This is a genomic window from Flavobacterium branchiarum (assembly GCF_030409845.1).
Taxonomy (GTDB): Bacteria; Bacteroidota; Bacteroidia; order Flavobacteriales; family Flavobacteriaceae; genus Flavobacterium; species Flavobacterium branchiarum.
In genome coordinates this window covers 1,111,555-1,138,040 of record NZ_JAUFQQ010000005.1, presented here as the reverse complement: position 1 = coordinate 1,138,040, position 26,486 = coordinate 1,111,555, and the positions used below count along the sequence as shown (strand labels likewise).

The 26,486-nt window shown below is 32.4% G+C and carries 29 protein-coding genes; 17 read left to right on the top strand and 12 right to left on the bottom strand.

Features of this window, described 5'->3' with window-relative positions:
- Position 1 precedes the first annotated feature (1 nt).
- Entirely contained in the window at positions 2 to 709 is a 708-nt protein-coding gene (gene pepE, locus QWY99_RS16890; RefSeq protein ID WP_290266892.1) for a dipeptidase PepE, read from the bottom strand.
- A 154-nt stretch (positions 710 to 863) separates the two neighbouring features.
- On the opposite strand from pepE, the gene QWY99_RS16885 reads away from it, so the two are divergent.
- From QWY99_RS16885 to QWY99_RS16855, 7 genes are all read left to right on the top strand, one after another.
- Complete coding sequence (locus tag QWY99_RS16885; RefSeq protein ID WP_290266889.1) at positions 864 to 1,616, top strand: hypothetical protein; 753 nt, start codon at positions 864 to 866, stop codon at positions 1,614 to 1,616.
- Positions 1,603 to 2,331, top strand: coding sequence for a peptidase associated/transthyretin-like domain-containing protein (locus QWY99_RS16880; protein WP_290266887.1), 729 nt, complete (start codon positions 1,603 to 1,605; stop codon positions 2,329 to 2,331). The genes QWY99_RS16885 and QWY99_RS16880 overlap by 14 nt, the downstream gene beginning before the upstream one ends.
- The gene (bamP, locus tag QWY99_RS16875; RefSeq protein WP_290266884.1) at positions 2,321 to 3,073 is read left to right on the top strand and encodes a BamP family beta-barrel-assembly machinery protein; all 753 of its coding nucleotides are present in this window, start codon (positions 2,321 to 2,323) and stop codon (positions 3,071 to 3,073) included. Before QWY99_RS16880 ends, bamP begins: the two co-directional genes overlap by 11 nt.
- Positions 3,074 to 3,583, top strand: a complete 510-nt coding sequence (locus QWY99_RS16870) for a DUF6702 family protein (protein WP_290266882.1) — start codon at positions 3,074 to 3,076, stop codon at positions 3,581 to 3,583.
- Positions 3,584 to 3,645: 62 nt separating this feature from the next.
- Positions 3,646 to 5,886 carry a M1 family metallopeptidase gene (locus QWY99_RS16865; protein WP_290266880.1) on the top strand — a complete coding sequence of 747 codons (2,241 nt, stop codon included), beginning with the start codon at positions 3,646 to 3,648 and terminating at the stop codon, positions 5,884 to 5,886.
- A gap of 107 nt (positions 5,887 to 5,993) precedes the next feature.
- Entirely contained in the window at positions 5,994 to 6,320 is a 327-nt protein-coding gene (locus tag QWY99_RS16860; RefSeq protein WP_290266878.1) for a Sec-independent protein translocase subunit TatA/TatB, read from the top strand.
- Positions 6,320 to 6,883, top strand: coding sequence for a phosphatase PAP2 family protein (locus QWY99_RS16855; RefSeq protein ID WP_290266875.1), 564 nt, complete (start codon positions 6,320 to 6,322; stop codon positions 6,881 to 6,883). Before QWY99_RS16860 ends, QWY99_RS16855 begins: the two co-directional genes overlap by 1 nt.
- A gap of 464 nt (positions 6,884 to 7,347) precedes the next feature.
- On the opposite strand, the gene QWY99_RS16850 is transcribed toward QWY99_RS16855, so the two are convergent.
- The 5 genes from QWY99_RS16850 to QWY99_RS16830 form a co-directional block, all read right to left on the bottom strand.
- A complete protein-coding gene (locus tag QWY99_RS16850) occupies positions 7,348 to 7,989 on the bottom strand; it encodes an O-methyltransferase (protein ID WP_290268239.1) in 642 nt (213 codons plus the stop codon).
- A gap of 112 nt (positions 7,990 to 8,101) precedes the next feature.
- Positions 8,102 to 8,434 carry a hypothetical protein gene (locus tag QWY99_RS16845; RefSeq protein WP_290266873.1) on the bottom strand — a complete coding sequence of 111 codons (333 nt, stop codon included), beginning with the start codon at positions 8,432 to 8,434 and terminating at the stop codon, positions 8,102 to 8,104.
- A gap of 185 nt (positions 8,435 to 8,619) precedes the next feature.
- Positions 8,620 to 9,171 carry a hypothetical protein gene (locus QWY99_RS16840; RefSeq protein WP_290266871.1) on the bottom strand — a complete coding sequence of 184 codons (552 nt, stop codon included), beginning with the start codon at positions 9,169 to 9,171 and terminating at the stop codon, positions 8,620 to 8,622.
- Between the two features lie 8 nt (positions 9,172 to 9,179).
- Positions 9,180 to 10,544, bottom strand: a complete 1,365-nt coding sequence (locus QWY99_RS16835) for a hypothetical protein (protein ID WP_290266869.1) — start codon at positions 10,542 to 10,544, stop codon at positions 9,180 to 9,182.
- 7 nt (positions 10,545 to 10,551) lie between these two features.
- Positions 10,552 to 11,112, bottom strand: a complete 561-nt coding sequence (locus QWY99_RS16830) for a YceI family protein (RefSeq protein WP_290266867.1) — start codon at positions 11,110 to 11,112, stop codon at positions 10,552 to 10,554.
- Between the two features lie 476 nt (positions 11,113 to 11,588).
- Here QWY99_RS16830 and rlmN point away from each other — a divergent pair, with 476 nt between their 5' ends.
- Complete coding sequence (gene rlmN, locus QWY99_RS16825; protein ID WP_290266865.1) at positions 11,589 to 12,638, top strand: dual-specificity RNA methyltransferase RlmN; 1,050 nt, start codon at positions 11,589 to 11,591, stop codon at positions 12,636 to 12,638.
- Positions 12,639 to 12,717: 79 nt separating this feature from the next.
- On the opposite strand, the gene QWY99_RS16820 is transcribed toward rlmN, so the two are convergent.
- Positions 12,718 to 13,578: a hypothetical protein gene (locus tag QWY99_RS16820; protein WP_290266863.1), complete on the bottom strand. Its 861-nt coding sequence runs from the start codon at positions 13,576 to 13,578 to the stop codon at positions 12,718 to 12,720.
- A 255-nt stretch (positions 13,579 to 13,833) separates the two neighbouring features.
- On the opposite strand from QWY99_RS16820, the gene QWY99_RS16815 reads away from it, so the two are divergent.
- The 5 genes from QWY99_RS16815 (at position 13,834) to dnaG (ending at position 19,602) form a co-directional block, all read left to right on the top strand.
- Positions 13,834 to 14,811 (top strand): polyprenyl synthetase family protein, encoded by a 978-nt coding sequence (locus QWY99_RS16815; RefSeq protein ID WP_290266861.1) that lies wholly within the window; start codon positions 13,834 to 13,836, stop codon positions 14,809 to 14,811.
- Positions 14,812 to 15,033: 222 nt separating this feature from the next.
- Positions 15,034 to 15,594 (top strand): RNA polymerase sigma factor, encoded by a 561-nt coding sequence (locus QWY99_RS16810; RefSeq protein ID WP_290266860.1) that lies wholly within the window; start codon positions 15,034 to 15,036, stop codon positions 15,592 to 15,594.
- Complete coding sequence (locus QWY99_RS16805; protein ID WP_290266858.1) at positions 15,581 to 16,309, top strand: hypothetical protein; 729 nt, start codon at positions 15,581 to 15,583, stop codon at positions 16,307 to 16,309. The genes QWY99_RS16810 and QWY99_RS16805 overlap by 14 nt, the downstream gene beginning before the upstream one ends.
- 62 nt (positions 16,310 to 16,371) lie before the next feature.
- Entirely contained in the window at positions 16,372 to 17,409 is a 1,038-nt protein-coding gene (locus QWY99_RS16800; protein ID WP_290266856.1) for a hypothetical protein, read from the top strand.
- A gap of 126 nt (positions 17,410 to 17,535) precedes the next feature.
- A complete protein-coding gene (gene dnaG, locus QWY99_RS16795) occupies positions 17,536 to 19,602 on the top strand; it encodes a DNA primase (RefSeq protein WP_290266853.1) in 2,067 nt (688 codons plus the stop codon).
- On the opposite strand, the gene QWY99_RS16790 is transcribed toward dnaG, so the two are convergent.
- Entirely contained in the window at positions 19,599 to 20,228 is a 630-nt protein-coding gene (locus tag QWY99_RS16790) for a LuxR C-terminal-related transcriptional regulator (RefSeq protein WP_035618090.1), read from the bottom strand. The two genes, dnaG and QWY99_RS16790, sit on opposite strands and share 4 nt — an antisense overlap.
- 92 nt (positions 20,229 to 20,320) lie before the next feature.
- Positions 20,321 to 21,127 carry an NAD(+) synthase gene (gene nadE, locus QWY99_RS16785; protein WP_290266848.1) on the bottom strand — a complete coding sequence of 269 codons (807 nt, stop codon included), beginning with the start codon at positions 21,125 to 21,127 and terminating at the stop codon, positions 20,321 to 20,323.
- A 100-nt stretch (positions 21,128 to 21,227) separates the two neighbouring features.
- Between nadE and gldB the strand changes: the two genes are divergently transcribed.
- Both gldB and gldC read left to right on the top strand, forming a co-directional pair.
- Complete coding sequence (gldB, locus tag QWY99_RS16780) at positions 21,228 to 22,184, top strand: gliding motility lipoprotein GldB (RefSeq protein ID WP_290266846.1); 957 nt, start codon at positions 21,228 to 21,230, stop codon at positions 22,182 to 22,184.
- Positions 22,184 to 22,522 (top strand): gliding motility protein GldC, encoded by a 339-nt coding sequence (gene gldC / locus QWY99_RS16775; protein WP_290266844.1) that lies wholly within the window; start codon positions 22,184 to 22,186, stop codon positions 22,520 to 22,522. The genes gldB and gldC overlap by 1 nt, the downstream gene beginning before the upstream one ends.
- 50 nt (positions 22,523 to 22,572) lie before the next feature.
- Here gldC and QWY99_RS16770 read toward each other — a convergent pair whose 3' ends face one another.
- The 3 genes from QWY99_RS16770 to QWY99_RS16760 form a co-directional block, all read right to left on the bottom strand.
- A complete protein-coding gene (locus QWY99_RS16770; RefSeq protein WP_290266841.1) occupies positions 22,573 to 23,199 on the bottom strand; it encodes a hypothetical protein in 627 nt (208 codons plus the stop codon).
- 121 nt (positions 23,200 to 23,320) lie between these two features.
- Positions 23,321 to 23,941, bottom strand: a complete 621-nt coding sequence (yihA, locus tag QWY99_RS16765; protein WP_290266839.1) for a ribosome biogenesis GTP-binding protein YihA/YsxC — start codon at positions 23,939 to 23,941, stop codon at positions 23,321 to 23,323.
- Positions 23,942 to 23,984: 43 nt separating this feature from the next.
- Entirely contained in the window at positions 23,985 to 24,749 is a 765-nt protein-coding gene (locus QWY99_RS16760) for an alpha/beta fold hydrolase (protein ID WP_290266837.1), read from the bottom strand.
- A gap of 376 nt (positions 24,750 to 25,125) precedes the next feature.
- Here QWY99_RS16760 and mraZ point away from each other — a divergent pair, with 376 nt between their 5' ends.
- Together mraZ and rsmH are read left to right on the top strand one after the other, a co-directional pair.
- A complete protein-coding gene (gene mraZ / locus QWY99_RS16755; protein ID WP_290266835.1) occupies positions 25,126 to 25,599 on the top strand; it encodes a division/cell wall cluster transcriptional repressor MraZ in 474 nt (157 codons plus the stop codon).
- Complete coding sequence (rsmH, locus tag QWY99_RS16750) at positions 25,574 to 26,482, top strand: 16S rRNA (cytosine(1402)-N(4))-methyltransferase RsmH (RefSeq protein ID WP_290266833.1); 909 nt, start codon at positions 25,574 to 25,576, stop codon at positions 26,480 to 26,482. Before mraZ ends, rsmH begins: the two co-directional genes overlap by 26 nt.
- Positions 26,483 to 26,486 lie beyond the last annotated feature (4 nt).

Sequence of the window (26,486 nt, the reverse complement as noted above, 5' to 3'; positions counted from 1 at the left end):
TTTATTGCACATATCCCAAATCTGTTTGAGGTTCTAATTCTTCTGGTTCCTGATTTTGTCTGAAAAGACGAGCAGATAATTGCCCTTTCAAAGTAATTTTATTTCCTTTTACATCTAACCAACTTCCTTCGCGTAAACCTAAAACCGGTAATGTATTAAAAGCGTGGAATTCTTTTATTCTTGTTTCGCGTGTTTCTCCCATATGTTTAGATTGAGAATCTGGATCTAGGTAGTGAGGATTTAAGTTAAACGGAATTAATCCTAAAGTTTGAAAACTTGGTGGGTAAATTATAGGCATGTCGTTAGTTGTTTGCATTGATAAACCACAAATATTACTTCCTGCACTTGTTCCTAAATAAGGAGTTCCATTTTTAACCGCTTCGGCAAGAGTAGTCATAATGTTATTTTTATACAGTTGAGTGACTAGTAAAAAAGTATTTCCGCCACCTGTAAAAATTCCTTGAGCATTATTAATAGCTGTTGTTGGATCTTCAAATTCATGAATTCCTTTTACGTTAATGTTTATCTTTTTGAATGCTTGAGAAACGGTCTCGGTGTATTGTTCGTGAGAGATTCCTCCAGGTCTTGCAAAAGGGATAAAAAGAATAGACTCGCAGTTTTTAAAATGCACTTCTAATTCGGGTAGCAAATAGTCTAAATAACTGCCTCCATGGAGTGTAGAGGTACTGGCAATGATGATGTTTTTCATAAGTATTATGTAGTTTTTAATAAAGTTAAAGGTATTAAATTGTAGATTTTAAAGCTGTAAAATAAAGTTTTAATTAACATATTTTTACCAAGTTCTTAGTATTAAATTTAGAACACATTAAGATACTTTTACAACTTATCCTTATAATGAATTGATGAACAAAGCAGTATGTGTATTTTTTGTTTTACTTGCTAATAATCTTTTGGCACAGGTAGAGGTATCTACTGTTTTAAAAGGGAAAGTAGATGCTAATATTATGGATGTAGAGGGGATTTATGTGGTGAATCTCAGGACAGAAGCCTCTGTGACTACAAATTCAGATGGTTCATTTTTAATACCTGCGCAAATAGGAGATACGCTTATTTTTTCATCAGTACAGCTTAAGGAGCGACGTGTAGTTTTGGTATATGAGGATTTTGCTTCAACAAATTTTGTGGTCAAGGTAGAGGTGGGTCTGAATCAATTGCGAGAAGTCATTGTAAGAAGGTATGATAATATAAATGCAGTTGCCTTAGGGATAATTCCAGCTGGGCAACGTTCTTATACTGCTGCAGAGCGAAAATTAAAAGGAGCAACAGATCTGGATGCTTCCGTGGGCTTGGGAGGATCAGTAGCTTTGGATCCCTTGTTGAATATGTTTTCAGGGAGGTCAAAAATGCTTAAAAAAGAATTGGCAGTAGAGAAGAAAGAATTTTTCATGAAACTTTTAGAAAAAATGTTTGATACAGATCATTTTGTTCGAAAGCTAAGTATACCTTTGGACTATGTAAAAGGATTTGAGTATTTTGCTATAGAAAATGAAAGCTTTACAAAGATTCTGAATACTAAAAATAAAACTACAACAGAGTTTTTGTTAGGGGAGCTCGCAGTTAAATATAAAGAAATCATAGCCTGTGAAAATAATTAATATCTTACTTCTATTTATTTTATCTTTATTCTTTCAAGTAAGTTTCGGGCAAGCTATTGTTTTAAAAGAAGTGATTGGGAAGATTACTGCCGATTCAAGTTCGGTTGAAGCGGTAACAATTGTAAACAATACAACTCAAGAAACAACAATTTCGGATAATAAAGGACAGTTTTCTATAGTTATAAAGGAGGGAGATGTATTGGTTTTTTCGGCAGTAAATTTAGAGCCACTTCGAAAACGAATTACAGCCAGTGATTTGAAATTGGATTTGTTGTTAATTAAAATGATAGCCAAAAACATCGAGTTAAAAGAGGTTGTTATAAACGAGTTTCCGAATATAACTGCGGAGAATTTAGGTATAATACCATATGGTCAAAAGAAATACACACCTGCGGAACGAAAATTATATACCGCTAAGTCATCTATGACAGAAGCTCTTATAAATAAAATATCTGGAAGGACTGCTATGTTGAAAAAAGAAGCCGCTGTTGAGAAAAAAGAGATTTTATATTCCAAAATTGAATATCTTTTCGGTGAAGATTATTACACACAAAGATTAAAAATTCCACTTGAGCATATAAAAGGATTCCAACTCTATTGCATAGATGATCCAGAGTTTGTAAATTCGTTGACCGCTAAGAACAAAACAGTTTGTATGTTTTTGATTACAGGGCTGGCACAGAAATATTTAACAATTATATCGAATGAAAAATAAAATAGGAGTACTCGTTTTAGGTTTATTATGTCAGCTTTGTTTTGCACAATCTGTAGAAAGAAAGCCATTGCACGGACGTGTTATAAATGAGATTATTGCCATAGAAAATGGTTATGTAGTGAATATCAATGCAAACGTTAGAACATTTATTAATGCAAACGGATTGTTTGATATAATGGCACGACCAAAAGATACTTTGTTATTTTCGGGTTTAGCATTTCAGTCTAAGAAGATTGTTTTAACAGAGAAAGATTGTGCTCAAGTATTATTTATGGTCAAATTAGATTTAGTGAATAACCAATTAAAAGAGGTTGTTATTCCAAAAGATCTAAAAGTAAAAGTGTTGCAATTAGGTTCGCAGCAATATGTAGATATGCAATTTGAGGATGATAAGCAATCTGTAGCTAAAAATTCTGCAATGTATTCGGATCAAACTATAAAATATGGAACTGATTTTGTTCGAATATTCAAGGATGTTTCAAAGTTATTGAAAAAGAAGAAAGAGAAAGTTCAAGAAGATCAAGTTAGCGACATAGCTTTTTCGGAATATGTAAAACTTCATTTTAGTCCAAAGTTTTTTGCAAAAGATTTAGATCTTAGGGAAGATGAGGTTGAATTGTTTTTATTGTATTGCTCAAATGATACTCATTCTAAGGATTATTTGAAACCACAAGATCAATTTCAGTTGATGGACTTTTTGGTTAGCAAGAGTAAAGAATTTAAGAAATTAAATGATAAATAGATGAAGAAAAGAATAGTCTTTCCTGTTCTTTTTATTTTGTTTGTCTTGAGTTCTGCTTTTTCTTTTCATAAATTTTATGTTGGAGTTTATCAAGTAAATTATGCTCCAGAGAAAAAAATGTTGCAAATTACCTCCCGAATTTTTATCGATGATTTAAATAATGGGGTGGAGAAAAAATACAAAACGAAAACCAATATTGGCACAGGAAAAGAAACTGAAGCTGACGTTGCTCTTTTGAAAAAATACTTAGCCGAGAATTTTATCATAAAAGTAAATGGTCAGTCAAAACCAATTGTATTTTTGTCAAAAGAAGTAGAGGCAAACGATGTTTTGGTTTGTTACTCCAGAATAAACGATGTGAGTAAAATTAAAACGATAGAGATTTCTAATACGATTTTGGTAGATTGGAATTCTGATCAGCAAAATATCACACATGTTTCGGTATTAGGAACTAAGAAAAGTGCACTTTTTACTGCGTCTTCAAGGAAAGAATTGTTAAAATTTGATTAAATCGGCATAAATATTCTTTTAATTGCTATTTTCACAGCTTGACAAAACTCCAAAAACCAGTTATGAAAAGAATTTCGTTTTTATTGTTTTTTCCTGCCATCCTTTTTGCGCAGGAAAAAAACACCACAAATGTAAGACAACAAGGAAAGTACGATACCAATAAATTTAGTCAGATGTACGATTTATTGGCTACTCCCAATATGTTTCGTACAGCATCAGGGGCGCCAGGTCCAGCGTATTATCAGCAACAAGCCGATTATAAGATAGATGTTGAGTTAGATGATAAAAATGCAAAATTAACAGGTTCAGAAACGATTACTTATTCTAATAATTCACCTGATAATTTAGAATATTTATGGGTGCAACTAGATCAGAATCAAGCTAAGAAAAACACACAATCTACATTAGCAGAAAGTGAAAAAATTAGTCCAGTATTACCAGTCTCTGGTTTTTCTAATAAATACTTAAAAGAAGGATTAGTACGAGGGTTTAATATTGACTATGTAAAAGATGCTAAGGGAAATCCAATGTCATACACAGTTAATGAAACTATGATGAGGATTAATTTGGCTACGCCATTAAAAGCTGGTGAGAAAATTTCATTTTCGATTAAGTGGTGGTATAATATCAACAATTACAGACAAGATGGAGGGCGTTCAGGATATGAATTGTTCGAAAAAGACGGAAACAGATTGTATGTAATTGCACAATTCTACCCAAGAATGGCAGTCTATAATGATGTCGAAGGTTGGCAGAATATGCAGTTTTGGGGAGGTGGAGAGTTTGCTTTGCCTTTTGGAAACTTTGATGTAAATATTACGGTTCCTGCAGATCACGTGATGGAGGCTACAGGAGAATTAATGAATAGAAGTGAAGTGTTTACTCCAGAACAAGTAAAAAGATATGAGCTAGCTCAAAAATCATACGATAAACCAGTAATTATTGTTACACAAGCTGAAGCAGAAGCAACAGAAAAAGGGTTTTCTGAAAAGAAAAAAACATGGAAATTCAGTGCTAAAAACGTGCGTGATTTCGGAATTGCAACATCAAGAAAATTCATTTATGATGCAATGGCTGTAAAACTTGGAGATAAAACAGTAATGGCAGCTTCAGTATATCCAAAAGAAGCAAATCCGCTTTGGGAAGAAACTTCAACAAGAGTAGTTGCACATACATTAAAAAGTTATTCTTCGCATACATTCGATTATCCTTATCCAAAAGCAGTTTCTGTTTCGGCAGAAGATCAAGGAATGGAATATCCTATGATTTGTTGGAATTATGGTCGTCCTGATGAAAATGGGGTAACGAGTAAAGAAACGAAAAATGGAATGATTGGTGTGGTGATTCACGAAGTAGGACACAACTTTTTCCCGATGATAGTAAATTCAGATGAGCGTCAGTGGAGCTGGATGGACGAAGGATTGAATTCGTTTTTAGAGTATCTGGCAGAGCAAGAATTAGATCCCAATTTTCCTTCAAGAAGAGGGCCAGCAAAAAATATCGTTCCTTATATGAGTGGCGATCAGAAATTTTTGGAGCCAATTATGTCTAATTCAGAAACTATTATTCAGTTCGGAAATAATGCATACGGAAAACCTGCTACAGGACTTAATATTCTAAGAGAGGTTGTTATGGGAAGAGAACTGTTTGATTATGCTTTTAAAACATACGCAAACAGATGGAAGTTTAAGCACCCAACGCCAGAAGATTTCTTTAGAACGATGGAAGATGCTTCGGCAGTTGATTTAGACTGGTTTTTTAGAGGATGGTTTTATTCAACAGATTTTGTAGACATCGGAATCAAAGATGTGAAACAATATTATGTGAGCGAAACAGCAACTCCTGAGTTGAAAAATGCTAAGATTAAAAAAGGACGTTTTGGTTTTGAAAAAGGGCCGTTTGTGTATTTAATTGAAGGAGAAAATAAAGAAATAAAGAAATCTGATAAAAAGGCATTAAAAATTGATGAAGTAAAATTGTTGTCAGATTATGTAGCGGATACATTTACAGCAGAAGAGAAAACAAATTTAAAGGCTCCAAAATACTTTTATGAAGTTGAGTTTAATAAGCCAGGTGGCATGATTATGCCTATTCTTGTTGAGATTACATACGAAGATGGGACAAAGGAAGATTTTAAATATCCTGCTCAAATTTGGAGAAAAAATAACGACACTGCTAAAAAAGTTTATGCAACAGAAAAAGTTATAAAAAGCATTCAGATTGACCCGAAATTACTTACTGCTGATATAGATGTAACTAATAATACATGGCCGAAAGTAGAGGTAAAATCAAAATTTGATTAATTATAAAAGGAAGAGAGACTTGTAATAGAGTCTCTTTTTTTTAAGTAAATTTTAAAGCAGTAGGCTACAAAATTTAATATCTTTGTGGCACATAAAATAAAAAAGATATGTTTGGTATAGGAGGAGGAGAGTTAATTTTCATATTATTTGTAGTACTTATGCTTTTTGGTTCGGATAAAGTGCCAGAAATAGCTCGTACAATGGGAAAAGCAATGGCGCAACTTAAAAATGCGACTAATGATATTAAAAGCGAAATTCAAAAAGGAGCAGAGGCTAATGGCTTTGATGCAAAAACCTTGGACGATATGACAGGTAATATCAATTCAGAAATAGAGAAAGCTAAAACTAAATTATTAGGAGACGCTACCACACAATTTGAAAAAACAAAAGAAGATATAGACAGTATTACAGGACCTATAAAACGTCAGTTATAATGCTTGAAAAATTACAAGAACTCGATGTAAATTTATTTGTATTTCTTAACGGATTAGGTTCTGAAACTTATGACAAATTTTGGTTGGTAATTACAAATCAATTTAATTGGACTCCACTTTTTTTACTATTACTTTATATTATCTATAAAAAAATAGGAGTAAAACAAACCTTGTATTTACTCTTGTTTATAGCAATTTTAATAGCTTGTACAGATCAGTTAACCAATGCAGTTAAGTATAGCGTACAACGATTAAGACCTTGTAATAATCCAGATATCAATTCGTTTATTCGAATAGTACAATCTCGAAAATCTTTTAGTTTTTTCTCAGGCCATGCGGCTAATTCAATGGCAGCAGCAACCTTTTTATATTTAGCACTTAATAAGCACTTTAAATATTTTGGATTCTTGTTTCTGTGGCCATTAATTTTTGCTTACAGCCGTATTTACTTAGGCTTGCATTACCCGTTAGATATTCTTTGTGGATATTCAGTAGGAGTAATAATGGGATTTTTAATCTATAAGCTATACCAAAAAGCAAAAGCGAAGTATTTTCCAGTTTAGTTTTTAGGAGCATTTTCCAGCTGTACACTTTATCTTTTCCTGACTAAAGAAGCCAGGAAAAGGATGCCGTTTCCATCTGGGCTAGAAGTGCTCAGAATCACTGATGTGTTTTTAATTAATATTGGTTCTTTCGGGACCTATACGAAAACCTTTGGAGTAACAAGAATTTCTTTTGTTCGAATTTTTTTTAACCACAATCTTGTCTTTCTGACGAAGGAAGAATCTCCACAAGAAACTAACGCAAAGTATTCCTAGATTGTCGAGCTACTAGGTGCGATTCTTCGTGCCTCAGAAAGACAAGATTGGGGTAATGCAGGATTCATTAGAAGCATGAAAAAGTAAAGGTTTCATAATTGTTATTCTACCTTTTTCAATTTCACAAATTGTTTTGTTTTTTTTATTCTTATGGGATAATTTAATAAGTTACTCATCAGAAATTTCACGACAAATTGGTTCAGGATTTCTTAAAGAACTCTACTAACAGTTAAACCGTCTCTAATAGGTAGTAATACAGTTTCTACTCTTGGGTCATTCTTTAAAAGTAAGTTGTATTCTAAAAGAATTTTTGTGCTAATATCATTTGGATGCAATGGTTCTAATACTTTACCACTCCATAAAACATTATCAGATAAAATGATTCCGCCTTTGTTCATTTTAGGAACAATCATTTCGTAGTAATTAAGGTAATTTTCTTTATCAGCATCAATAAATACCAAGTCGAATTTTACATCAATTGTAGGGATGATGGTAGTTGCTTCTCCTAGGTGTTGAAAAATTTGTTTTCCCCAAGGCGATTGGTCAAAATACTTTCGTTGAAAATCGATTAATTCTTCTTTGATATCAATTGTGTGTAATTGTCCATTTTCTTGCATTCCTTCACATAAACACAAGGCAGCATAGCCAGTGTAAGTACCAATTTCAAGAATGTTTACTGGTCTGATTAATTTAGATAACATACTTAAAACGCGGCCTTGAAAATGACCACTTAACATACGTGGTAATAGAATTTTTTGGTAGGTTTCTTTGTTTAAACGAGCTAGTAATTCTGGTTCTTTTTCAGAGTGCTGTTCTATGTAGTCTTCTAGTTCTTGTGATATAAAATGCATTGTTGTATAAGCTAAAAATGAAATACAAAAATACAAAATATCTGCTTTACTTATTTGCATAAAAAAAACCATTCGCGTTGGCGAATGGTTTTAATTTTATTAGAAATAAAAACTATTTTTTTAAAGCATCATTAACTTCTTTAGCTGTTTTTACAGTTCCGTCTTTAGCAACTTTAGCAGCTTCTTCTACTTTTTTAGCTCCTTTTTCTGTAGCATTTTTTACATCTTCAGCCGCTTTTTTAGTAGCTTCTTTAACATCTTTAGCAGCATCTTCTACTTTGTCTACTGCAGTGTCTTTTACTTCATCGATTTCTGTAGCTAAAGAGTCTACTTTGTTTCCAATTGTTAATTCGTCTTCAGTAGGTTTTGGTTCTTTCTTCTCGCAAGATTGTACTCCGAATGCTAATAAAGCGATAACTGCTAAGCTTAAAATTTGTTTTTTCATAATTAATTATTTTTTGGGTTGATACAATGTTAAGTATATAGTTTTAAGAAAGAACAATTTACATAAAAAAACGAGACATTGCTTTTTTTTGTAGGACTATCTTTCCTAGAAGTGTAAATACAATTCTTGTACCAAACTTTTAATTTTTTGATTATTGTATGAAAACTTTTTTTAAAGCGGTATAGTTAGTTTTTATATAAACTAAAATCTATTATTATTTGATCTTTTACTTTTATGAGTCCAGCCATCTTTACAGGGGGGGCAAGACCAATATCAGAAAAATTCAAATTGAGAGTTCCTTGGATTTTATTGCCCGTGGTGTTTAATATAAAGTCTTTGTATTTAAGCGTTTTGTCTGTTATTAAAAAAGTAAGATTGCATTTGTAGTTTTTACCACAAGGTCTAATGTCGGATAAGGTTACAAAGCTATTAGGATATATTTTTGTTTTTACCGTAGCTTGCAAATCTTTGGTCATTATTTTGTTTCTACAATCAAACTTAGACATAGGGATCTCTGCTGAAATACTATTTTTTTTATTTAGGCTTAAAAAGATACTGTCTTTTTTAATTAATGAATTACCACAGTTGTAATCGCCAACAGTTGATTTTCCGCTAATTATAATTTCAATTTTATTAATAATTAAAATTGAATCGTCAGGGAAAAAAGTGGGCTTAGCACTTCCTAGAGATAGGAATAATGCTAAACCCAACAATCCAATTGTAAATAAATTTTTCATTGAGTTAGTTAGAATGTGATAACAGCTTCAAACATTACACCGTTAAATTTTCCTTTGTATAAATCATTTGGATTTCCAGCAGCATTAAATTGGCTGTAATTTTTGTATCGTTGGTCTACATAACCAACTTTAGCTAAAATATTTTTAGTCATAAACCAACCAGCACTAGTTTCAAATCTTGTAATATTTACAGCTTCTGCATCAGAGTTTCTTAATTTACCATCAACCAAGTTGTATTTAGCTCCAATAAAAAGGTTTTCGTTTGTACCAAATCTGTATACAATGTCTCCTGCATATTGGTTTACTGAACGAGAAGTCTCAACCCCTTTGGCATCTCCACCAGAAGTAAATTCTAAAGTACCAAAAAATTCAAAACCTTTGTATTTTACAAACGGGTTAATCATGTATGATGTTGCCCAGTTTCCGTATCCAGGATTAAAACGGCCAGTATCTTTATTAGCAGTTGGGTCAAAGTTGTCAGCAACAGGAGCTCCATTGGCACCAGTATAATCACTATGACTCATTACACCATAAAAACGGCTTCCAGCTCTATCTGATGCGTATAAGTTACCACTTGAATTTGCAGTGTGGTATAAAGACCCAGTTAATCTTATTCTTAAATCTGGATCAATTTGTTTGTCGTATCCAATTTTTGCTAAAATGGTAGGGCTAACCGTTGTGTTATGTGTAGGACTAGCTTGTTTTACTTCCTTAACATCTTGGTCTAGTTTAGAGTTTGTAACTCCAATCATACCAACAAAACCACTTCGGTTATAGTAAAGTTCAGCACCCATTTCTGTAATAAATGCATCCATGATATTATTTCCAATAAAAGGGTTCATTAGCGCATTACCATTATCAGATCTTCTAAAGTGAGCATCCCCGTAGTTATTCTCCATTTGACCAATTTTAATAGTAGCATATTTCATGAAATCGGCTAAGAAATCTTTCTTAATGAAATCTAATTTATCAATTTGTAAATATCCTCCTTTTACCCAAGTTTCATGATGGTGTCTAGAAGCAAGGTAAACGTCTAGATTTACACGAACTCCATCAAATAATTGTGCGCCAATTGTAAAGTTAGCAGTAGGTAGATTAAAATTATTTTCAAGATTATTTAATCTGTAGCCAGAAATTGGGGCAGATAGATTTTCTTGTCCGTTAAAAGAATTTACTCCTTGGAATTGTAATGCAAATGCCGCTCCTATATCGATACTTAGTCCTTTGTATTGAACCGTATCTTTTTTTACGTCAAATTGATTTATTCCGTTTTTGTCTCGTGAAATTTGATTCTGAATTTGCCCAAATCCCACTTGAGCTGTTGCTGTAGCCATTCCTAGTAAAACTGTAGCTATGAGATAGATTTTTTTCATGTGGTATTTATTTTAATATGATACTGAAATTTAAAGTAAGGTCTTTTCCTGTTTTGATTGTTCCAAGTAATGCTTTTGGAGGAGTCATACCGAAATCGGCAAATGTTATTTTGTTCGATCCCTGTAGGGTTACAGCTCCATTGTTAACAGTAATTTTTACCTGAGTTTTATAGTCTTTGCTAACTCCTGCAATTGTGTATGTTCCTGTTAGGTTCCAAGTTGTTTCATTCACTTTTTCTGCAGCTTTTAAAACGTACTTAATATTTTTGTGCGTTTTGGTATTTAATGTTTCATAAGCTACCTTGTCCATACTCGTTTTATGGCTTTTTATACTTTCTGCCAAAAGAGTAATTGTTAGGTTGTGAATGTCTGTTAGTTTAGCATCTGTGACAGTTAAATTTGCTGTACCAGTTCCAGAGTTAGATTTCATTTCCCAATCGTGCATTGTAGATGTTCCTGCTACCATAAAAGTCGATTTTGCATCTACAGTATAGTTTTTTTGTGCACTCATGTATGTTGACATTGCTAAACATGCTACTGTTAAAAAAATTGATTTTAGTGTTTTCATTTTCATTGATTTATTCGTTACTCATTTATAAGATATTGTTTGTAAATGCGCTCATATACTGACTTTATAAACAATACTTATTTTCTTTTTATCAAATTTACTATGCATGTATAGTAAAGAGCATGATAATAATCATTGTTAAAAGTTTAATAAAGAGTTATATTAATAGTCATGGAGGAATTTCATGGAATTTTTATGTAATTACTAATGAAATTTTTTTGTGTATTGTGTTGTTGGTCAACTTGTTGTTTGATTGTTGATAAGTGCTATCTTATTTTTTTAAAATGATTTTTAGAATGAATTTTTTAGGAGAAATTTTTTATTCAGTCTAAATTTGAAGAAGTGAGGGTTTACAGGCTTTTGCATCGTTTACAACGATTGAATTAATTTTTAATTTTTTTTTGCCAAATTGTACTTTTTAGCAAGAATGCATTTAAAAAACATTAAAAAACAACAAAAGTGATTAAATTTGCAGCATGCAAATGGAGAAAAAAGACATACGAGCCTTATCAAAAGAAGAATTACGTGATTTTTTTGTCACAAATAATGACAAAGCCTTCCGTGGAAATCAAGTTTATGAATGGTTATGGAGCAAAGGAGCACATAGTTTTGAAGACATGACCAATGTTGCAAAAGCAACACGATCAATGCTCGAAGAAAATTTTGTTATCAATCATATTAAGGTTGATACAATGCAACGCAGTAACGATGGTACTGTAAAGAATGCCGTTCGATTACACGATGGGTTGGTTGTAGAATCAGTTTTGATTCCAACAGAAACAAGAACTACAGCATGTGTATCAAGTCAAGTAGGTTGTAGTTTGGATTGTAACTTCTGCGCTACAGCAAGATTAAAAAGAATGCGTAATCTAGAACCTGCTGAAATTTACGATCAGGTAATAGCTATCGATAAAGAAAGTCGTTTGTACTACAATCATCCCTTGTCGAATATTGTTTTTATGGGAATGGGAGAACCGCTCATGAATTATAATAATGTTATGAAGGCTATCGATATGATTACATCTACAGAAGGTTTAGGAATGTCGCCAAAACGAATCATGGTTTCAACATCTGGGATACCAAAAATGATTAAAAAAATGGCAGATGACGATGTTAAATTTAAATTGGCAGTTTCATTGCATTCGGCAATAGATGAAATACGTGCCCGCATCATGCCATTTAGTAAAAACTTTCCTTTAGCCGATTTACGTGAGTCATTAGAGTATTGGTACAGAAAGACCAAGTGTAAAATTTCATACGAATACGTAGTTTGGAAAGGAATTAACGACGATAAAGCATCGATTGATGCATTGGTTAAGTTTTGTAAATATGTGCCTTGTAAGGTCAATTTAATAGAATACAATCCAATTGATGATGGAGAGTTTCAACAAGCTTCAGAAGAATCCATTAATGCCTACATAAAAGCGCTAGAAAATATTGGAGTCGTTGTAAAAGTGCGCCGAAGTAGAGGAAAAGATATTGACGCTGCTTGTGGGCAATTAGCCAATAAAGAAGCAGAAGTTTAAATAAAATTAAGCATAAAATAAAAAGCATTAAAAACGAGAGTAGTACTTGTTCTTAATGCTTTTTTTTAATAAAGAGTGGTTATTTCTTTAATTGTATTTCTTCAGATACGCCATCTCTTGTTATAATGGCAAGATTATCACATTCGCCATTTCCAAAATCGATTAAAGCATTGGCTTCGTTTTTTGTAATAGAAATAGAACCTTTTACAGGAAATGGTTTTTTACATGCCATATTGAATTGTAAAGGGAGTTTAATTTCACTCGAAATTTTATCACCATTTGCAAAAATAGTTTCTCCCGAGCCAGTAATAACAAAAGTATTGTCGTCCCAATTAAACCAAGTGTCAAAACCTTCGATCATCTCTTTGGTTAAAGTGCCAGTCCTTTTGTAAATTTTCCCATTTTCAAATGTAATCGTCATAGCAATGGTAGAAACAGAAACAGGATGTACGGTAGCTAATAAATCGGTTGCTTTTTTAGATAGACTTATGCTCTTGCTTCCTTGAATTTTATTGCCATTGTGATAGAAATCTTCAAAACTATACATAATTGTATGTTCAGAACTTGTGAAATCATTGGTGAACGAAATAGTAATTTTTCCTTTCAATATGTTTCCATTAGATAGCGTACAACCTGTAGAACCAAAATCAATTGTTTTTGTCCATGTGTTATCTTTTAATACAGTTGTAATAATAGCACATTCAGGTAAAAAGCTTTTAATAGTTCCAGTAGCTTTTTTTGAACTATTTTGTTGTGTGATAAATTGATCTTCAGCAATGTTTGAAACATCATCGATTGATGCATCAATTTTTGAATTCGTTACTATTTCATCGTTTGAAATAGTTTTAGCAGAAACATCTTGTCTCGTTTCGTCTGAACTGCAACTAATAAAAAATGTAAAAATTGCAATGGCTCCCGATAATAAAATCTTAGTTTTCATAATAAGTAATTTTAGATTTCTTGTAATAGATGAATTAAAGTGGAGATTATTGGATGATGTAGATTTAGAGTTAATGCTATTTTATGGAGGGGAAAATAAGACAGTAACAGTGCAATTAGACATGTGCTAATAATGAACTTTCAAGTAAATTAGGATCACTTGAATAAGAATAGTGTATAAAAAGTTCGTAATGTTGATATACTTCTATAAAATACACAACGTTTTTTTATTTAAAATAGTATATTTGGAATCGAAATGAATATTACTTCTCAAATAAAACAGCCCATCTTTAGCGAGATGGAACTTTTTGAAAAAAAGTTCCATGAATCGATGACTTCAAAGGTGGCTCTGCTCAACAGAATTACGTACTATATTGTAAACAGAAAAGGGAAACAAATGCGACCTATGTTCGTATTCTTGACGGCAAAAATGGTGTCGGAAGGAATCGTGAACGAACGTACGTATCGTGGAGCTTCGGTTATAGAATTGATTCATACTGCAACCTTAGTTCATGATGATGTTGTTGATGATAGTAATCGTCGACGAGGTTTTTTCTCAATTAATGCACTCTGGAAAAATAAAATAGCAGTTCTGGTTGGAGATTATTTACTATCAAAAGGATTACTACTTTCTATCGATAATGGCGATTTTGATTTACTTAAAATAATATCTGTCGCTGTTCGAGAAATGAGCGAAGGAGAATTACTTCAAATAGAAAAGGCAAGAAGACTCGATATTACCGAAGATGTTTATTACGAAATTATCCGAAAAAAGACAGCGACACTTATTGCTGCTTGTTGCGCACTTGGTGCAAAATCGGTTATTGAAGATGAAGTTCAGGTAGAGAACATGCGTAAATTTGGAGAACTCATCGGAATGGCTTTCCAAATCAAAGATGATTTATTTGATTATAGCGATGAAGCAATTGGAAAACCTACCGGAATAGATATCAAAGAGCAAAAAATGACTTTGCCCTTAATTCATGTTTTAAATAATTGTACCTCTAAAGAAAAGAGTTGGCTTATTAATTCCATCAAGAACCATAATAAAGACAAAAAGCGCGTAAAAGATGTTATTGCTTTTGTAAAAGATAACAATGGTTTGACCTACGCCGAAAATAAAATGGTCGAGTTTCAGCAAGAGGCACTCTCTTTGCTCGATAATTATTCAGATTCAGATTTCAAAGCAGCCTTGACTTTGATGGTGAATTATGTGATTGAAAGAAAAAAATAATAAATAATTTTAGTTGTATTAAATTTTAAACACTTGTGATACAGTGTTTTTTGGCGTTATTTTTATTTTTGTTTATTTTAATTGTAATTTTTTTACATTCCCATGCAACCTTTTTTAATTGCAAAGCGTCTATGCTAATAGAAGTCAGTTTGATTTTAAGCTGCCTATTAATAATGCTATTATTTGAATTAATTTTACCGAATCAATTTTCTACAGAGTTTTATGAAAGTAATCCAATTGCATCAAGAAGAAGCTGAAATCATTCAGTTGGCTATCGATAATAATCGACAGGCACAACAGCAGATATACAGTAAGTTTTCTTCAAAAATGCTAAGTGTTTGTCGACAGTATATTAAAGACATTCAACTGGCCAAAGATGTAATGTTAACATCATTTATGAAAGTTTTTACGAATCTTAAAAGATTTGAAAATAAAGGAAGTTTTGAAGGATGGATTCGAAGGGTAATGGTAAATGAATGTATCTCTTATCTGCGAGTTCAAAAAAAGGTAAAATTTATTGAAGATGAGAATTATACTGAAGAGAGTTTTAACGGAATCGAAAGCCAGTTATCAACAGATCAAATTCAGTTTTTAATAGATGCCTTGCCAGATGGATATAAGATGGTTTTTAATCTTTATGCGATCGAAGGGTATAAGCACAATGAAATTGCAACAATGTTGGGGATTAATGAGGGAACGTCGAAATCGCAATTATCACATGCTCGCAAAATGTTGCAGAAGCAAATAATGACATTAAAAAATCAAGAAAATGGAACCGAATAAATTAGAAAAAGAGTTTCGTGAAAAACTAAATGAAAGAGAAATTAATCCTAGTGCCAATGCTTGGGATCGATTGGATGCAATGTTGCAGGTAGTCGAAGAAACAAAGCCTAAACGAAAATATACTTGGATGTATTTTGCAGCAGGTTTATTAGGTTTCTTGTTAATCAGTACTATTTATTTTAATCAAAGCGAAATACCTAACGAGGATAGCAATAATACAGTAGTTGTTAAAGAAGAACAATCAAAAGATTCTGTTGATGAAATGAAAAGTAATCAAAATAAAATAATTTCAAAACCTTTAAATACTGATGCAATAGTTGTACAAGAAACAGAGAAAGTTTCAGAAGAAAAACATCAAAAACTAAACTATAATAAAACAAATCAAAATCAAGTAGCGGAGTATTCAATCATCAAAGAAGCCAGTAAAGAAAATTGGCAAAACAATCAAAAAACAGAATCAAAAAACAATCAAAAAGTTATTGCCGAAACTCCCAAGAAAGCACCTTTAGATCAATTGCTACTTTCGGCAGAAAAAACAGTAGTAATGGATAATGGAACTCCGCAAAAAAGTAAAGTTAAGGTAAATGCAAACGACTTACTCTTGCAAGTTGATGGAGAATTAGAACTTTCATTTAGAGAAAAAATAATAAATAAAGTGAATAAAAACTATCAAACAGTAAAAGTAGCTTTAGCCAACAGGAACGTTGAAGAATAATTTTTGCAAGAAATAAATTAAAAATCATCATAATCAATCAATCAAACTAAAAAAAAATCGTCATGAGAAATTTTACTATTTACTTAGTCCTAATCCTGTTTTTGTTTGTTAACAAAATGGTAGGTCAGGAAACATTCGAATCAAAGGCAAAACTTATTGCTAACAAAATTGAGAAAGCAACTAAAGAAGAAAAAGCGACTTTAAAGGAAGAAGTTGAAGCTGTAAATGTGCAACTATCGGAGGGGAAAATTACAAAAGAAGAGGCAGATAAAAAGAAAAAGGAATTAGCCGAAGCAAGAGCAATTATAATTGAACAAAAAGTTACGGTTGCTCAAAATGAATTAAACGATTTAGTGCAACAAAAAGTAGATGGAAAGATAAAGGAACAAGATTCTAGTCATAAGTATTTTGTTAGTTTTGATTGCAAAAGATGTGGGAAAGAAAAAGATACGATTCATAGTGAAAAAAGAACGACATCGCAATTTGTGTTTGCAACTGGATTAAATAATTTGGTAACAGATGGAAGCTTGAAAAACTCAGATTATAAATTTATGGGATCGCATTTTTACGAATGGGGATTTACATTTAATTCAAGAATCTTAAAAGAACATAATTTATTGCATGCTAAATACGGATTGTCATTGATGTATAATAATCTTCGACCAACTGAGAATCGTAGTTTTGTAGTTGATAGAAAACAAACGGTTTTAGGAGTGAATCCGATAAACTTAGATGAATCACGTTTTAGAAATGTTTACTTAGTGATGCCATTGCATTTAGAGTTTGATTTTTCGGGAAGTAAGACAGACAACGGAAAAACGTATTTTAAAACACATAAAAGTTTTCGTTTCGGTATAGGTGGTTATGCAGGAGTCAATGTTAAGTCAAAACAAATTCTGAAATATGATCAAGACGATATAAAGGATAAAGTAGTTTCTAAAGGAGATTATAATGTAAATAATTTTATTTACGGATTAAGTACTTATATGGGTTATAGAGATATGAGTTTGTATTTAAAATATGACTTGAATCCTTTATTTGCAGATAATGAAATAAAGCAAAACAATGTTTCGTTGGGATTGCGTTTTGATTTAAATTAATAAATTGGGTTAGTTTTTTAGTAATGAAGCACTTCGAAAGGAGTGCTTTTTTTGTTTCATATAATTAAAATATGAAGTTTGATTTGTGTAATTTTACAGGCTTCAATCTTAAAAAATATATACGTTTTGATTTCACAAAATACCATTGATACTGTTTTTGAAACTGCTCGAGTAGAGGAGGTAATTGGCGATTTTGTTAATCTAAAACGAGCAGGAAGTAACTTTAAAGGGTTGAGTCCGTTCTCAGATGAGCGCTCTCCATCTTTTATGGTGTCACCTGTAAAAGGTATTTGGAAAGATTTTAGTACAGGAAAAGGTGGGAATTCAGTTAAATTCCTAATGGAACATTCCCAATTTACATATCCTGAGGCCATTCGTTATCTGGCTAGAAAATATAATATTGAGATTGAAGAAACAGAACAATCTGAGGCAGAAAAAGCTATTACAGATGTTCGAGAAAGTATGTACCTAGTCTCAGAATTTGCTAAAAAGTATTTTCATAATGTACTTTTAAATACAGATGAAGGTCAGGCAATTGGATATTCATACTTTAAAGAAAGAGGTTTTACTAACGAAACAATAAAAAAATTCGAATTAGGATATTCTCCCGAAACTTGGGACGCTTTTACAAAAGAAGCACTTGGTCAGGGGTATAAATTAGAATTTTTGCAAAGTACGGGATTAACAATTCCAAAAGATGACCGTCCTTTTGATCGATTTAAAGGACGTGTTATGTTTCCGATACAAAGTATGTCGGGACGTGTACTTGGTTTTGGAGGACGAATCCTTACAAACGATAAAAAAGCAGCAAAATACTTAAACTCACCAGAGAGTGAGCTTTATCACAAGAGTAAAGTATTATATGGTATTTTTCAAGCTAAGCAATCTATTGCGAAACAGGACAACTGTTTCTTGGTAGAAGGATATACCGATGTAATCCAGTTTAACCAAGCAGGAATAGAAAACGTTGTTGCTTCATCTGGAACCGCATTAACACCAGATCAGATTCGATTAATAAATAGATTGACAAAAAATATAACTGTACTTTTTGATGGAGATGCAGCAGGTTTAAGAGCATCCATAAGAGGAATCGACTTAATTCTGGAAGAAGGGATGAATGTTAGGGTTTGTAGTTTTCCTGATGGAGATGACCCGGACAGTTTCGCTAAAAAAACATCGTATGATGATTTAGTGGTGTATTTAGAAGAAAATGCTAAAGATTTTATCCAGTTTAAGGCTTCATTGTTAATGGATGATGCTAAAAATGATCCTATAAAGAAAGCCGATTTAATTCGGGATATGGTTACGAGTATTTCTAAAATTCCGGACAGAATTCAGCGTGAAGTTTACGTTCAGGAGTGTGCTCGAATTATGGATATTTCTGAGCAGGTACTTGTGAGTACTTTAGCGCAGTTAATTCAAAAAGACCTTGTCGAAGCTAGTAAAAAGCAAAAGCAGGAACAGAAACCCTTTGAAGTTTTAAGAAACCCAAAACCCAATGTAGGTTATTCTGGAGGAGATCCCGATGATCCAAGAGTTGGACCACCAGATGATTATCCAGGAGAGCCAGGATATTTTGAGCCGCAACAAACGGAGAAAGTTGACATTCTATATGATTTAGAGCGTAAAGTAATTGAGATTTTATTGCTTTATGGAGATAAAGTAGAAGTGTTTGAAGATGTCTTCATGAAAACAAATGATGAAGGAGAGATTGAGCATGTTACTGAAAAAAAAGAATATAAAGTATACCAAAGAATCTACTTGAGTTTGCAAGAGGATGAGGTAGAATTGTCGAATGATTTGTTTCGAGCTATTTTTAAAAACCTAACCGACTATTATCTTCAGAATGAAAAGTTCAATCTAGAGCAATATTTAATGCGTCTTGAGCCTGAATTTGCTCAGGAGGTGACGGATATTTTAATGGAAGATGAAAAAGTGAGTCTCCATGACTGGGAAGGACAAAATATTTTTACGAAAGCGAAATCGGAAACAATTAGTCAATATGTTACTGAAACCATTATGTCTATGCGTTGGTTTTTAGTGGATAAGATCATTGAAGAACTAAAAAGCTCCATAGTATCAGACCCTAAGGAAGATAATATGGAGCTTTTGATGATGGTTATGGATTACTCTAAATTAGTTAATTCTTTTTCAAGAAAACTAGGAAGAGTGATGTCCCGTTACCATACTTAAATAATTTCTAATGTCTTAGCTTTATTAACTAAGTCAACTAAATTCGTAACGTTTAATTTAGTTAGTAGTCTTAACTTGTAAGTACTAATTGTTTTTTCGTTCAGATTTAGGATTTTAGAAATTTCATTGTTTTTCTTACCATCGCTTAAGTAACGTAAAACCTCAATTTCTCTATTTGAAAGTTTTCGGTATAGACGTTCGCTTTTGCTTTGTTTTGCAATCAAAGCCATGTTTTTACGTACGGTTTCATTGATGATAATTTTTCCTTCGTGTACTTTAATTATCGAAATCCCCAGAGTTTCTAATTTTTCTGTTTTGTGAATGTATCCAGATACGCCTGCTTTAATAGCATTTGGAGCATACATTTGTTCAGAAAGATTACTGAAGATGATAATTTTCGTTTTAGGAAAATTTTTAAGAATAGACTTTACTTCAAAAATACTAGCAAGACCTTCTAATTCTAGATCTAGAATAAGAATATCTATGTCTTTAGTTTGAAGAATATCTTTTACCATCGTAAAGTTACCTACATTTGCAACGATTGAAATGTCATCATGGTCTTTAAAATACGACTTAACGCCAAAGTGCGTCACAGGGTGGTTGTCTGCTAAACATACTTTAATCATAGTTTTACCTTTTTAAGAATTGTTCATTTTTTTTGGAAATGTAAAATTAATAAATAAATTCTGTAATTTATTGTAAATCAAAATAAAAATGATTATTTTAACTTTTCAGGTAAAGTACACACGGGTATAGGGTTCATTTTGTGCTGGTTAGCTGTGTTCAGTTTCTTGTAAATTTCGAAAACAATTTTTTCTCTTCCTGTGAAGTCAGTAGCTGATTTTCCTAGTTCATCGGCTAACATTGCCCATTCTAATTCATCGTAGCTAGCACCCAATTGATCTTCATCTGTTCTATCATCTCCAAATAACCCATCGGTAGGTGCAGCTGTTAAAATTGAGCCCGGAATTTTAAGATATTCGCCTAAAGCATACACATCTGACTTCATTAAATCGGCAATTGGACTCAAATCTACGCCGCCATCTCCGTATTTTGTGTAAAAACCTACTCCAAAATCTTCCACTTTGTTCCCCGTTCCAGCAACCAATAATCCATGAATACCTGCTAGATAATATAAACTAGTCATGCGTAAACGTGCGCGTGTGTTGGCTAATGATAAGTTAACTTTAGCAACATCAGCATCACTTGGGGTTGCCGCTTTAAAAGCTTCAAATGTATTTGTCAAGTCAGTTTTGATATCTGAAACATTTGGGAAACGCTTTTTTAATTGCTCAATGTGTTCTCTTCCTCTAGAAACTTGATTTGGAGCTTGGTGAATTGGCATTTCTACACACAAAACTTTAAATCCTGTTTGAGCACATAATGTTGAGGTTACAGCTGAGTCGACACCACCAGAAATTCCAATAATAAAACCATTCACTTTAGCACTGGTTGCATAATCTTTTAACCACTCTACAATGTAGGTATTTACTTTTTCTGTTTGAATAGTGCTTTTTTTAGCCATAATAGTTTAAGTTTTAAAATACAGGAATGTATATTTGCACAATTATATTTAAGTAGTACTTACTTAATAGAATTTGCAACACAAACTTAATTAAAATAAAATGAAAATATATCGGTTTGCGATAGCTCTATCTCTCTTTTTTTTGTCCTGTGATAAAAAGAGTAAAATTGAAAAAGCTGTAGAAGAAATTCCTGTTGATATTAAAGTGGAACGTTTTGATAAAGTTTTTTTTGAAGCGCAGCCAAAAGATTTGGCTAATGTGAAAAAAGAATTTCCTTTTTTCTTTCCAGAAGGAAATGATGACTCGGTTTGGTTAGAGAAAATGCAAAATCCACTTTGGAGAGAATTGTATGCAGAGGTTCAAAAAAAATATGGCGACTTCGAACCAGTTCGTAAAGAGTTTAATACTTTATTTCAGCATATAGAATATTATTTTCCTAAAACAAAAACACCAAAAGTAATTACTATAATATCTGAAATGGATTATAATAATAAGGTGATTTATGCAGATAGCTTGGTTATTGTTGCGCTTGAGTTATATTTGGGAAAAGAGCATAAGTTTTATCAATTTCCTAATTATATTAAGGAGAATTTTGAAGAGAAACAAATTATGCCGGATGTAGTTTCTAGTTTTTCTTTAAAGAAAATTGCACCAACTGCCGACAATAGTCTGATAAGTAAAATGGTATATTATGGGAAGCAATTGTATTTAAAAGATTTGCTTTTGCCAAATTATACCGATGCGGATAAAATAGGATATACACCAGGGCAAATAAAATGGTGCGAGGAGAACGAAGGGTATATGTGGCGTTATTTTATAGAAAAAGAGATGTTGTATAGCGACGAGCAAAAGCTTACTACACGTTTTATAAATACGGCCCCATTTTCTAAGTTTTATCTCGAAATAGATAACGAATCTCCAGGACGCGTTGGAACCTGGATTGGGTGGCAAATTGTACGTTCTTATATGAAAAACAATGATGTACCGATTGAACAATTATTAAAAACCAGCGCAAAAGAAATTTTTGAAAAGTCAAAATATAAACCTAAAAAGTAATGTCAGATAATAAACAAACATCAGAAATTAAATTTCTTATAGAATTAGACGAGAATAAAGTTCCAGAAAAATTACAATGGTCTGCAAAAGATGGTGGTGTTGAGGCTCAAGATGCTAAAGCAATTATGCTTTCTATCTGGGATAGTAAAGCACAGGAAACGATGCGTATTGATTTATGGACGAAAGATATGCCTGTAGATGAAATGAAGATCTTCTTTCATCAAACTTTAGTAGCAATGGCTGATACATTTAAACGTGCAACAGATGACGAAAAAATGTCGGATACAATGAAAGATTTTTGCGATTATTTTGCGGAGAAATTAGAGTTGAAGAAGTAATAATTGAAAACAAATGAAAAATCCCAAAACAATAGTTTTGGGATTTTTTTTTATTTAACTGATGCTTTGTTTAGATTTCTAAATATTCGTTTTAAGGCTCCGGACATTAATTTGTCTGAGGTTTTATAGAATGTGATATTATCTATAAGCTTATCTGATTTTTTTGTTTCCCACATAGATTTAGTATTCTCCTTATGAGTGGTGCCTATTACTTTTTGGGAGAAAATAATTTGCTGTAAGTTTAAGTCGTATATTTCTAGAATTACAGCACTTTCGTTCTTGCCTAAATCACTTAAGTTTTGATATAATTCGACTGATGATAAATCGCTTTTGTTTTTTGTAGAAACAATATTAATAAAGTAATCAAAACCAGTTCCGTCTTTAAGCTCTTTTAATTTTGTTTTGTTGGGGTCTAAATGAATCTTTCTAGTGATCAGTAATCCGTTTACATCGTTGATGTAAGATATTCGTTCATCTAAGTTTTTTTTAAAAAAATCTAAAGATTCAGAAGTCAATTTGTCTCTAGAATTTTTAGGACAGTCCAATTCGTTTAGAAGCCATTTTCCAGATGTAAAATCAACGCCGGTTTTTGGCCCAGGCATAGTTACATAAGATGATGATTGACATGATGAAATAATAAAGAGAAAGAGGAGTGGTATAGATTTTAAACTTTTCATACTATTTATTGATTGATGTCAAATGTAGTTTAATTTTTTTTAAAAGATTTTAGCTACAAAACAGAAAATCCCAAAACTGATAAAGTTTTGGGATTTTCTGTTTTATTTGAAAAGGTTATTTTTAAAACTGACTATTGTTTTTGAATACCTCTTGGTTTACTTCGTCAATGTAGTTTAAAACATCATCCTTACCAGTAGACTCTGTTGCAGATGTTACAAAATAATGTGGCATTTCGGCCCAGTTATTAGCAAACATTTTCTTTTTGTAAGCTGCAATATGAGAATCAATTTTTGTTTTACTGATTTTATCAGCTTTGGTAAAAATGATACAAAATGGAATTTCGCTTTCTCCCATATATGACATAAATTCAATATCGATGGTTTGGGCTTCATGGCGAATATCGATTAGTACAAAAGCGCAAACTAATTGTTCGCGAGTTTCGAAGTAATCGGTAATGAACTGTTGGAAAACAGATTTTGTTTTTTTAGAAACTTTCGCATAGCCATATCCTGGTAAATCGACAAGGAACCAATTGTTGTTAATCAAAAAGTGATTTATCAATTGTGTTTTTCCTGGGCGACCAGAAGTTTTTGCTAAGTTTTTATTATTGGTCAACATGTTGATCAAAGAAGATTTTCCTACGTTTGATCTTCCTATAAAAGCATATTCAGGCAAGAAGTCCTTAGGACATTTGCTAACATCTGAATTACTGATTATAAATTCGGCGGTGTTTATTTTCATATCTATACTATTTCTAAAACCTCCTCAAATTCGAAAGTGTTTATTATAAATTGGTTTTTTTTAACCATTCTTCAAGAATTTGATTAAACTCTTCTGGATGTTCCATCATGGCAGCATGTCCACATTTGTCAATCCAATATAAAGAAGAGTTTGGAAGTAATTTGTTAAACTCTTCGGCTACGTCCGGAGGAGTTACTTTATCATTTTTACCCCAGATGATACAAGTTTCAACTTGCATTTTAGGTAAGTCTTTTGCCATGTTGTGACGAATGGCACTTTTTGCAATAGTAAGCGTTTTTATTAATTTTATGCGATCATTTACAGATGCATAAACTTCGTCAATAAGCTCGGGAGTAGCAATCTTTGGGTCGTAAAATACATCTTCGGCTTTTCTTCTTATGTATTCGTAATCTCCTCTTTTAGGATAACTATCGCCCATTGCGCTTTCGTAAAGTCCAGAACTTCCTGTTATTACAAGTCCAATTACCTTTTCTGGGTATAATTTTGTGTGATATAGGGCAATATGACCACCTAATGAATTACCTAGTAGGATAACTTTATCAAATCCTTTGAATGTGATAAAATCTTTAACGTATTTGGCAAAACTTTTTACATTAGTTTTTAAAATGCTTTGTGTGTATATCGGTAAATCGGGGATTACTATTTTGTACCCTCTATTTGAAAAATATTCGGCTACGGCATCGAAGTTACTAAGTCCTCCCATGAGGCCATGTAATATAACAATAGGTGTTCCTTCTCCAGCTTCATAATAGCTATATCTGCCTTCTTTTTTGTAATGTTTATCCATCTAACTAAATACCGATTTCAATTTGGACAAATATAGGGTTTAATACATAAATATGGATTCCTGAAAACAATTTTTAACTAGATAATTTTAGTAGATGAAATAAATGGCTAAAAATCAGTTGCTAGATGTTTTATTTTTTTTCCTTTTTATCATAAAAATTGCCAAAAAACAACTCCATTTTTTTACAAGTTGACCTCATTTTTTATTATGTAGAATCATTCTTACAGCTAATTTTTGAAATAGCTAACAATTTGACAGTGCGTAATTTAAGAGTTTTTGGGTAAAAGTGGTTAAACTTATCAACAAAGTGGTATTTAGTGGTAAATTGTGGTAATATTTTTTATATTTTTGCTGTATAACATAACCATGCTATTTTTTGAACACAATTGTAGGAACATATGAGTGCAAAGTCGATGCTAAAGGGAGGCTATTAATGCCTGCGCCCTTAAAAAAGCAGTTGGCTACCTCACTTCAAAACGGATTTGTTTTGAAGCGTTCCGTGTTTCAGACCTGTTTGGAGTTGTATCCGATGGAAGAATGGGATTTGATGATGCAGAAAATTAATAAGCTGAATCGTTTTGTAAAAAAGAACAATGATTTTATCAGAAGGTTTACCGCTGGAGTTAAGATTGTTGAAATTGATACATTAGGACGTTTATTAATTCCGAAGGATCTAATGGCATTTTCTGGTATTTCAAAAGACGTGGTGTTTTCATCTGCGGTAAATATTGTTGAAATATGGGATAAAGAGTTATACGAAAAATCAATTAGCGGCGAAGATATGGATTTTGCAGATTTAGCCGAAGAAGTAATGGGAAATATAAATGACGACGACAATGGAATATCATAATCCAGTTTTGCTTCATCCAACGGTAGATGGATTGAATATTAAGCCTGACGGCATTTATGTAGATGTGACGTTTGGTGGTGGGGGACACTCAAAAGAGATTTTAAGTAGGCTAGGGCCTAACGGAAAATTATTTGCTTTTGATCAAGACGAAGATGCTTTGGCAAATGCTTTGCCAGACGAGCGATTTACTTTGATAAATGAAAACTTTAGGTTTATAAAAAGGTTCTTGCGTTTTCATGGTGTAAGAGGAGTAGACGGGATTTTAGCAGATTTAGGTGTGTCATCACACCAATTTGATGTTGCTGAAAGAGGGTTTTCTACTCGTTTTGATGCTGAGCTAGATATGCGAATGAGTCAGAAGAATGATTTGAATGCCTATCGAGTAGTAAATGAGTACGATGAGCAAGATTTACGCAGAGTTTTTCTTGATTACGGGGAATTGAAAAATGCACCTGTTTTGGCTAGAACAATTGTTGAGGCTAGAGAGATTAAGATTATCAAGACTACAGATGAGTTAAAAGAAGTTTTAGCAAAATTTTTACCCGAAAGAGTTCGTAATAAAATATTGGCTCAGATTTATCAAGCAATTCGCATTGAGGTGAATCAAGAGATGGATGTTTTGAAAGAATTTATAGAACAATCTTTAGAGATATTAAACCCAGGTGGTAGATTAAGTGTTATTTCATATCACTCATTAGAAGATAGATTGGTAAAGCGTTTTATTAAAAACGGAATGTTCGAAGGGGAGCCAGAACGTGATTTTTTCGGAAACTTTTCAGTTCCATTTAAAACCATCGGAAAGCTAATAGTGCCTGATGATGCAGAGATTAAAATAAACAATAGGGCTAGAAGTGCCAAGCTTAGAATTGCTGAAAAAATATAGTACT

Coding starts and splice junctions, on each gene's coding strand:
- pepE (WP_290266892.1), bottom strand. CDS start 709: ATGAAAAACATCATCATTGCCAGTACCTCTACACTCCATGGAGGCAGT.
- QWY99_RS16885 (WP_290266889.1), top strand. CDS start 864: ATGAACAAAGCAGTATGTGTATTTTTTGTTTTACTTGCTAATAATCTT.
- bamP (WP_290266884.1), top strand. CDS start 2,321: ATGAAAAATAAAATAGGAGTACTCGTTTTAGGTTTATTATGTCAGCTT.
- QWY99_RS16870 (WP_290266882.1), top strand. CDS start 3,074: ATGAAGAAAAGAATAGTCTTTCCTGTTCTTTTTATTTTGTTTGTCTTG.
- QWY99_RS16865 (WP_290266880.1), top strand. CDS start 3,646: ATGAAAAGAATTTCGTTTTTATTGTTTTTTCCTGCCATCCTTTTTGCG.
- QWY99_RS16860 (WP_290266878.1), top strand. CDS start 5,994: ATGTTTGGTATAGGAGGAGGAGAGTTAATTTTCATATTATTTGTAGTA.
- QWY99_RS16855 (WP_290266875.1), top strand. CDS start 6,320: ATGCTTGAAAAATTACAAGAACTCGATGTAAATTTATTTGTATTTCTT.
- QWY99_RS16850 (WP_290268239.1), bottom strand. CDS start 7,989: ATGCATTTTATATCACAAGAACTAGAAGACTACATAGAACAGCACTCT.
- QWY99_RS16845 (WP_290266873.1), bottom strand. CDS start 8,434: ATGAAAAAACAAATTTTAAGCTTAGCAGTTATCGCTTTATTAGCATTC.
- QWY99_RS16840 (WP_290266871.1), bottom strand. CDS start 9,171: ATGAAAAATTTATTTACAATTGGATTGTTGGGTTTAGCATTATTCCTA.
- QWY99_RS16835 (WP_290266869.1), bottom strand. CDS start 10,544: ATGAAAAAAATCTATCTCATAGCTACAGTTTTACTAGGAATGGCTACA.
- QWY99_RS16830 (WP_290266867.1), bottom strand. CDS start 11,112: ATGAAAACACTAAAATCAATTTTTTTAACAGTAGCATGTTTAGCAATG.
- rlmN (WP_290266865.1), top strand. CDS start 11,589: ATGCAAATGGAGAAAAAAGACATACGAGCCTTATCAAAAGAAGAATTA.
- QWY99_RS16820 (WP_290266863.1), bottom strand. CDS start 13,578: ATGAAAACTAAGATTTTATTATCGGGAGCCATTGCAATTTTTACATTT.
- QWY99_RS16815 (WP_290266861.1), top strand. CDS start 13,834: ATGAATATTACTTCTCAAATAAAACAGCCCATCTTTAGCGAGATGGAA.
- QWY99_RS16810 (WP_290266860.1), top strand. CDS start 15,034: ATGAAAGTAATCCAATTGCATCAAGAAGAAGCTGAAATCATTCAGTTG.
- QWY99_RS16805 (WP_290266858.1), top strand. CDS start 15,581: ATGGAACCGAATAAATTAGAAAAAGAGTTTCGTGAAAAACTAAATGAA.
- QWY99_RS16800 (WP_290266856.1), top strand. CDS start 16,372: ATGAGAAATTTTACTATTTACTTAGTCCTAATCCTGTTTTTGTTTGTT.
- QWY99_RS16790 (WP_035618090.1), bottom strand. CDS start 20,228: ATGATTAAAGTATGTTTAGCAGACAACCACCCTGTGACGCACTTTGGC.
- nadE (WP_290266848.1), bottom strand. CDS start 21,127: ATGGCTAAAAAAAGCACTATTCAAACAGAAAAAGTAAATACCTACATT.
- gldB (WP_290266846.1), top strand. CDS start 21,228: ATGAAAATATATCGGTTTGCGATAGCTCTATCTCTCTTTTTTTTGTCC.
- gldC (WP_290266844.1), top strand. CDS start 22,184: ATGTCAGATAATAAACAAACATCAGAAATTAAATTTCTTATAGAATTA.
- QWY99_RS16770 (WP_290266841.1), bottom strand. CDS start 23,199: ATGAAAAGTTTAAAATCTATACCACTCCTCTTTCTCTTTATTATTTCA.
- yihA (WP_290266839.1), bottom strand. CDS start 23,941: ATGAAAATAAACACCGCCGAATTTATAATCAGTAATTCAGATGTTAGC.
- QWY99_RS16760 (WP_290266837.1), bottom strand. CDS start 24,749: ATGGATAAACATTACAAAAAAGAAGGCAGATATAGCTATTATGAAGCT.
- rsmH (WP_290266833.1), top strand. CDS start 25,574: ATGACGACGACAATGGAATATCATAATCCAGTTTTGCTTCATCCAACG.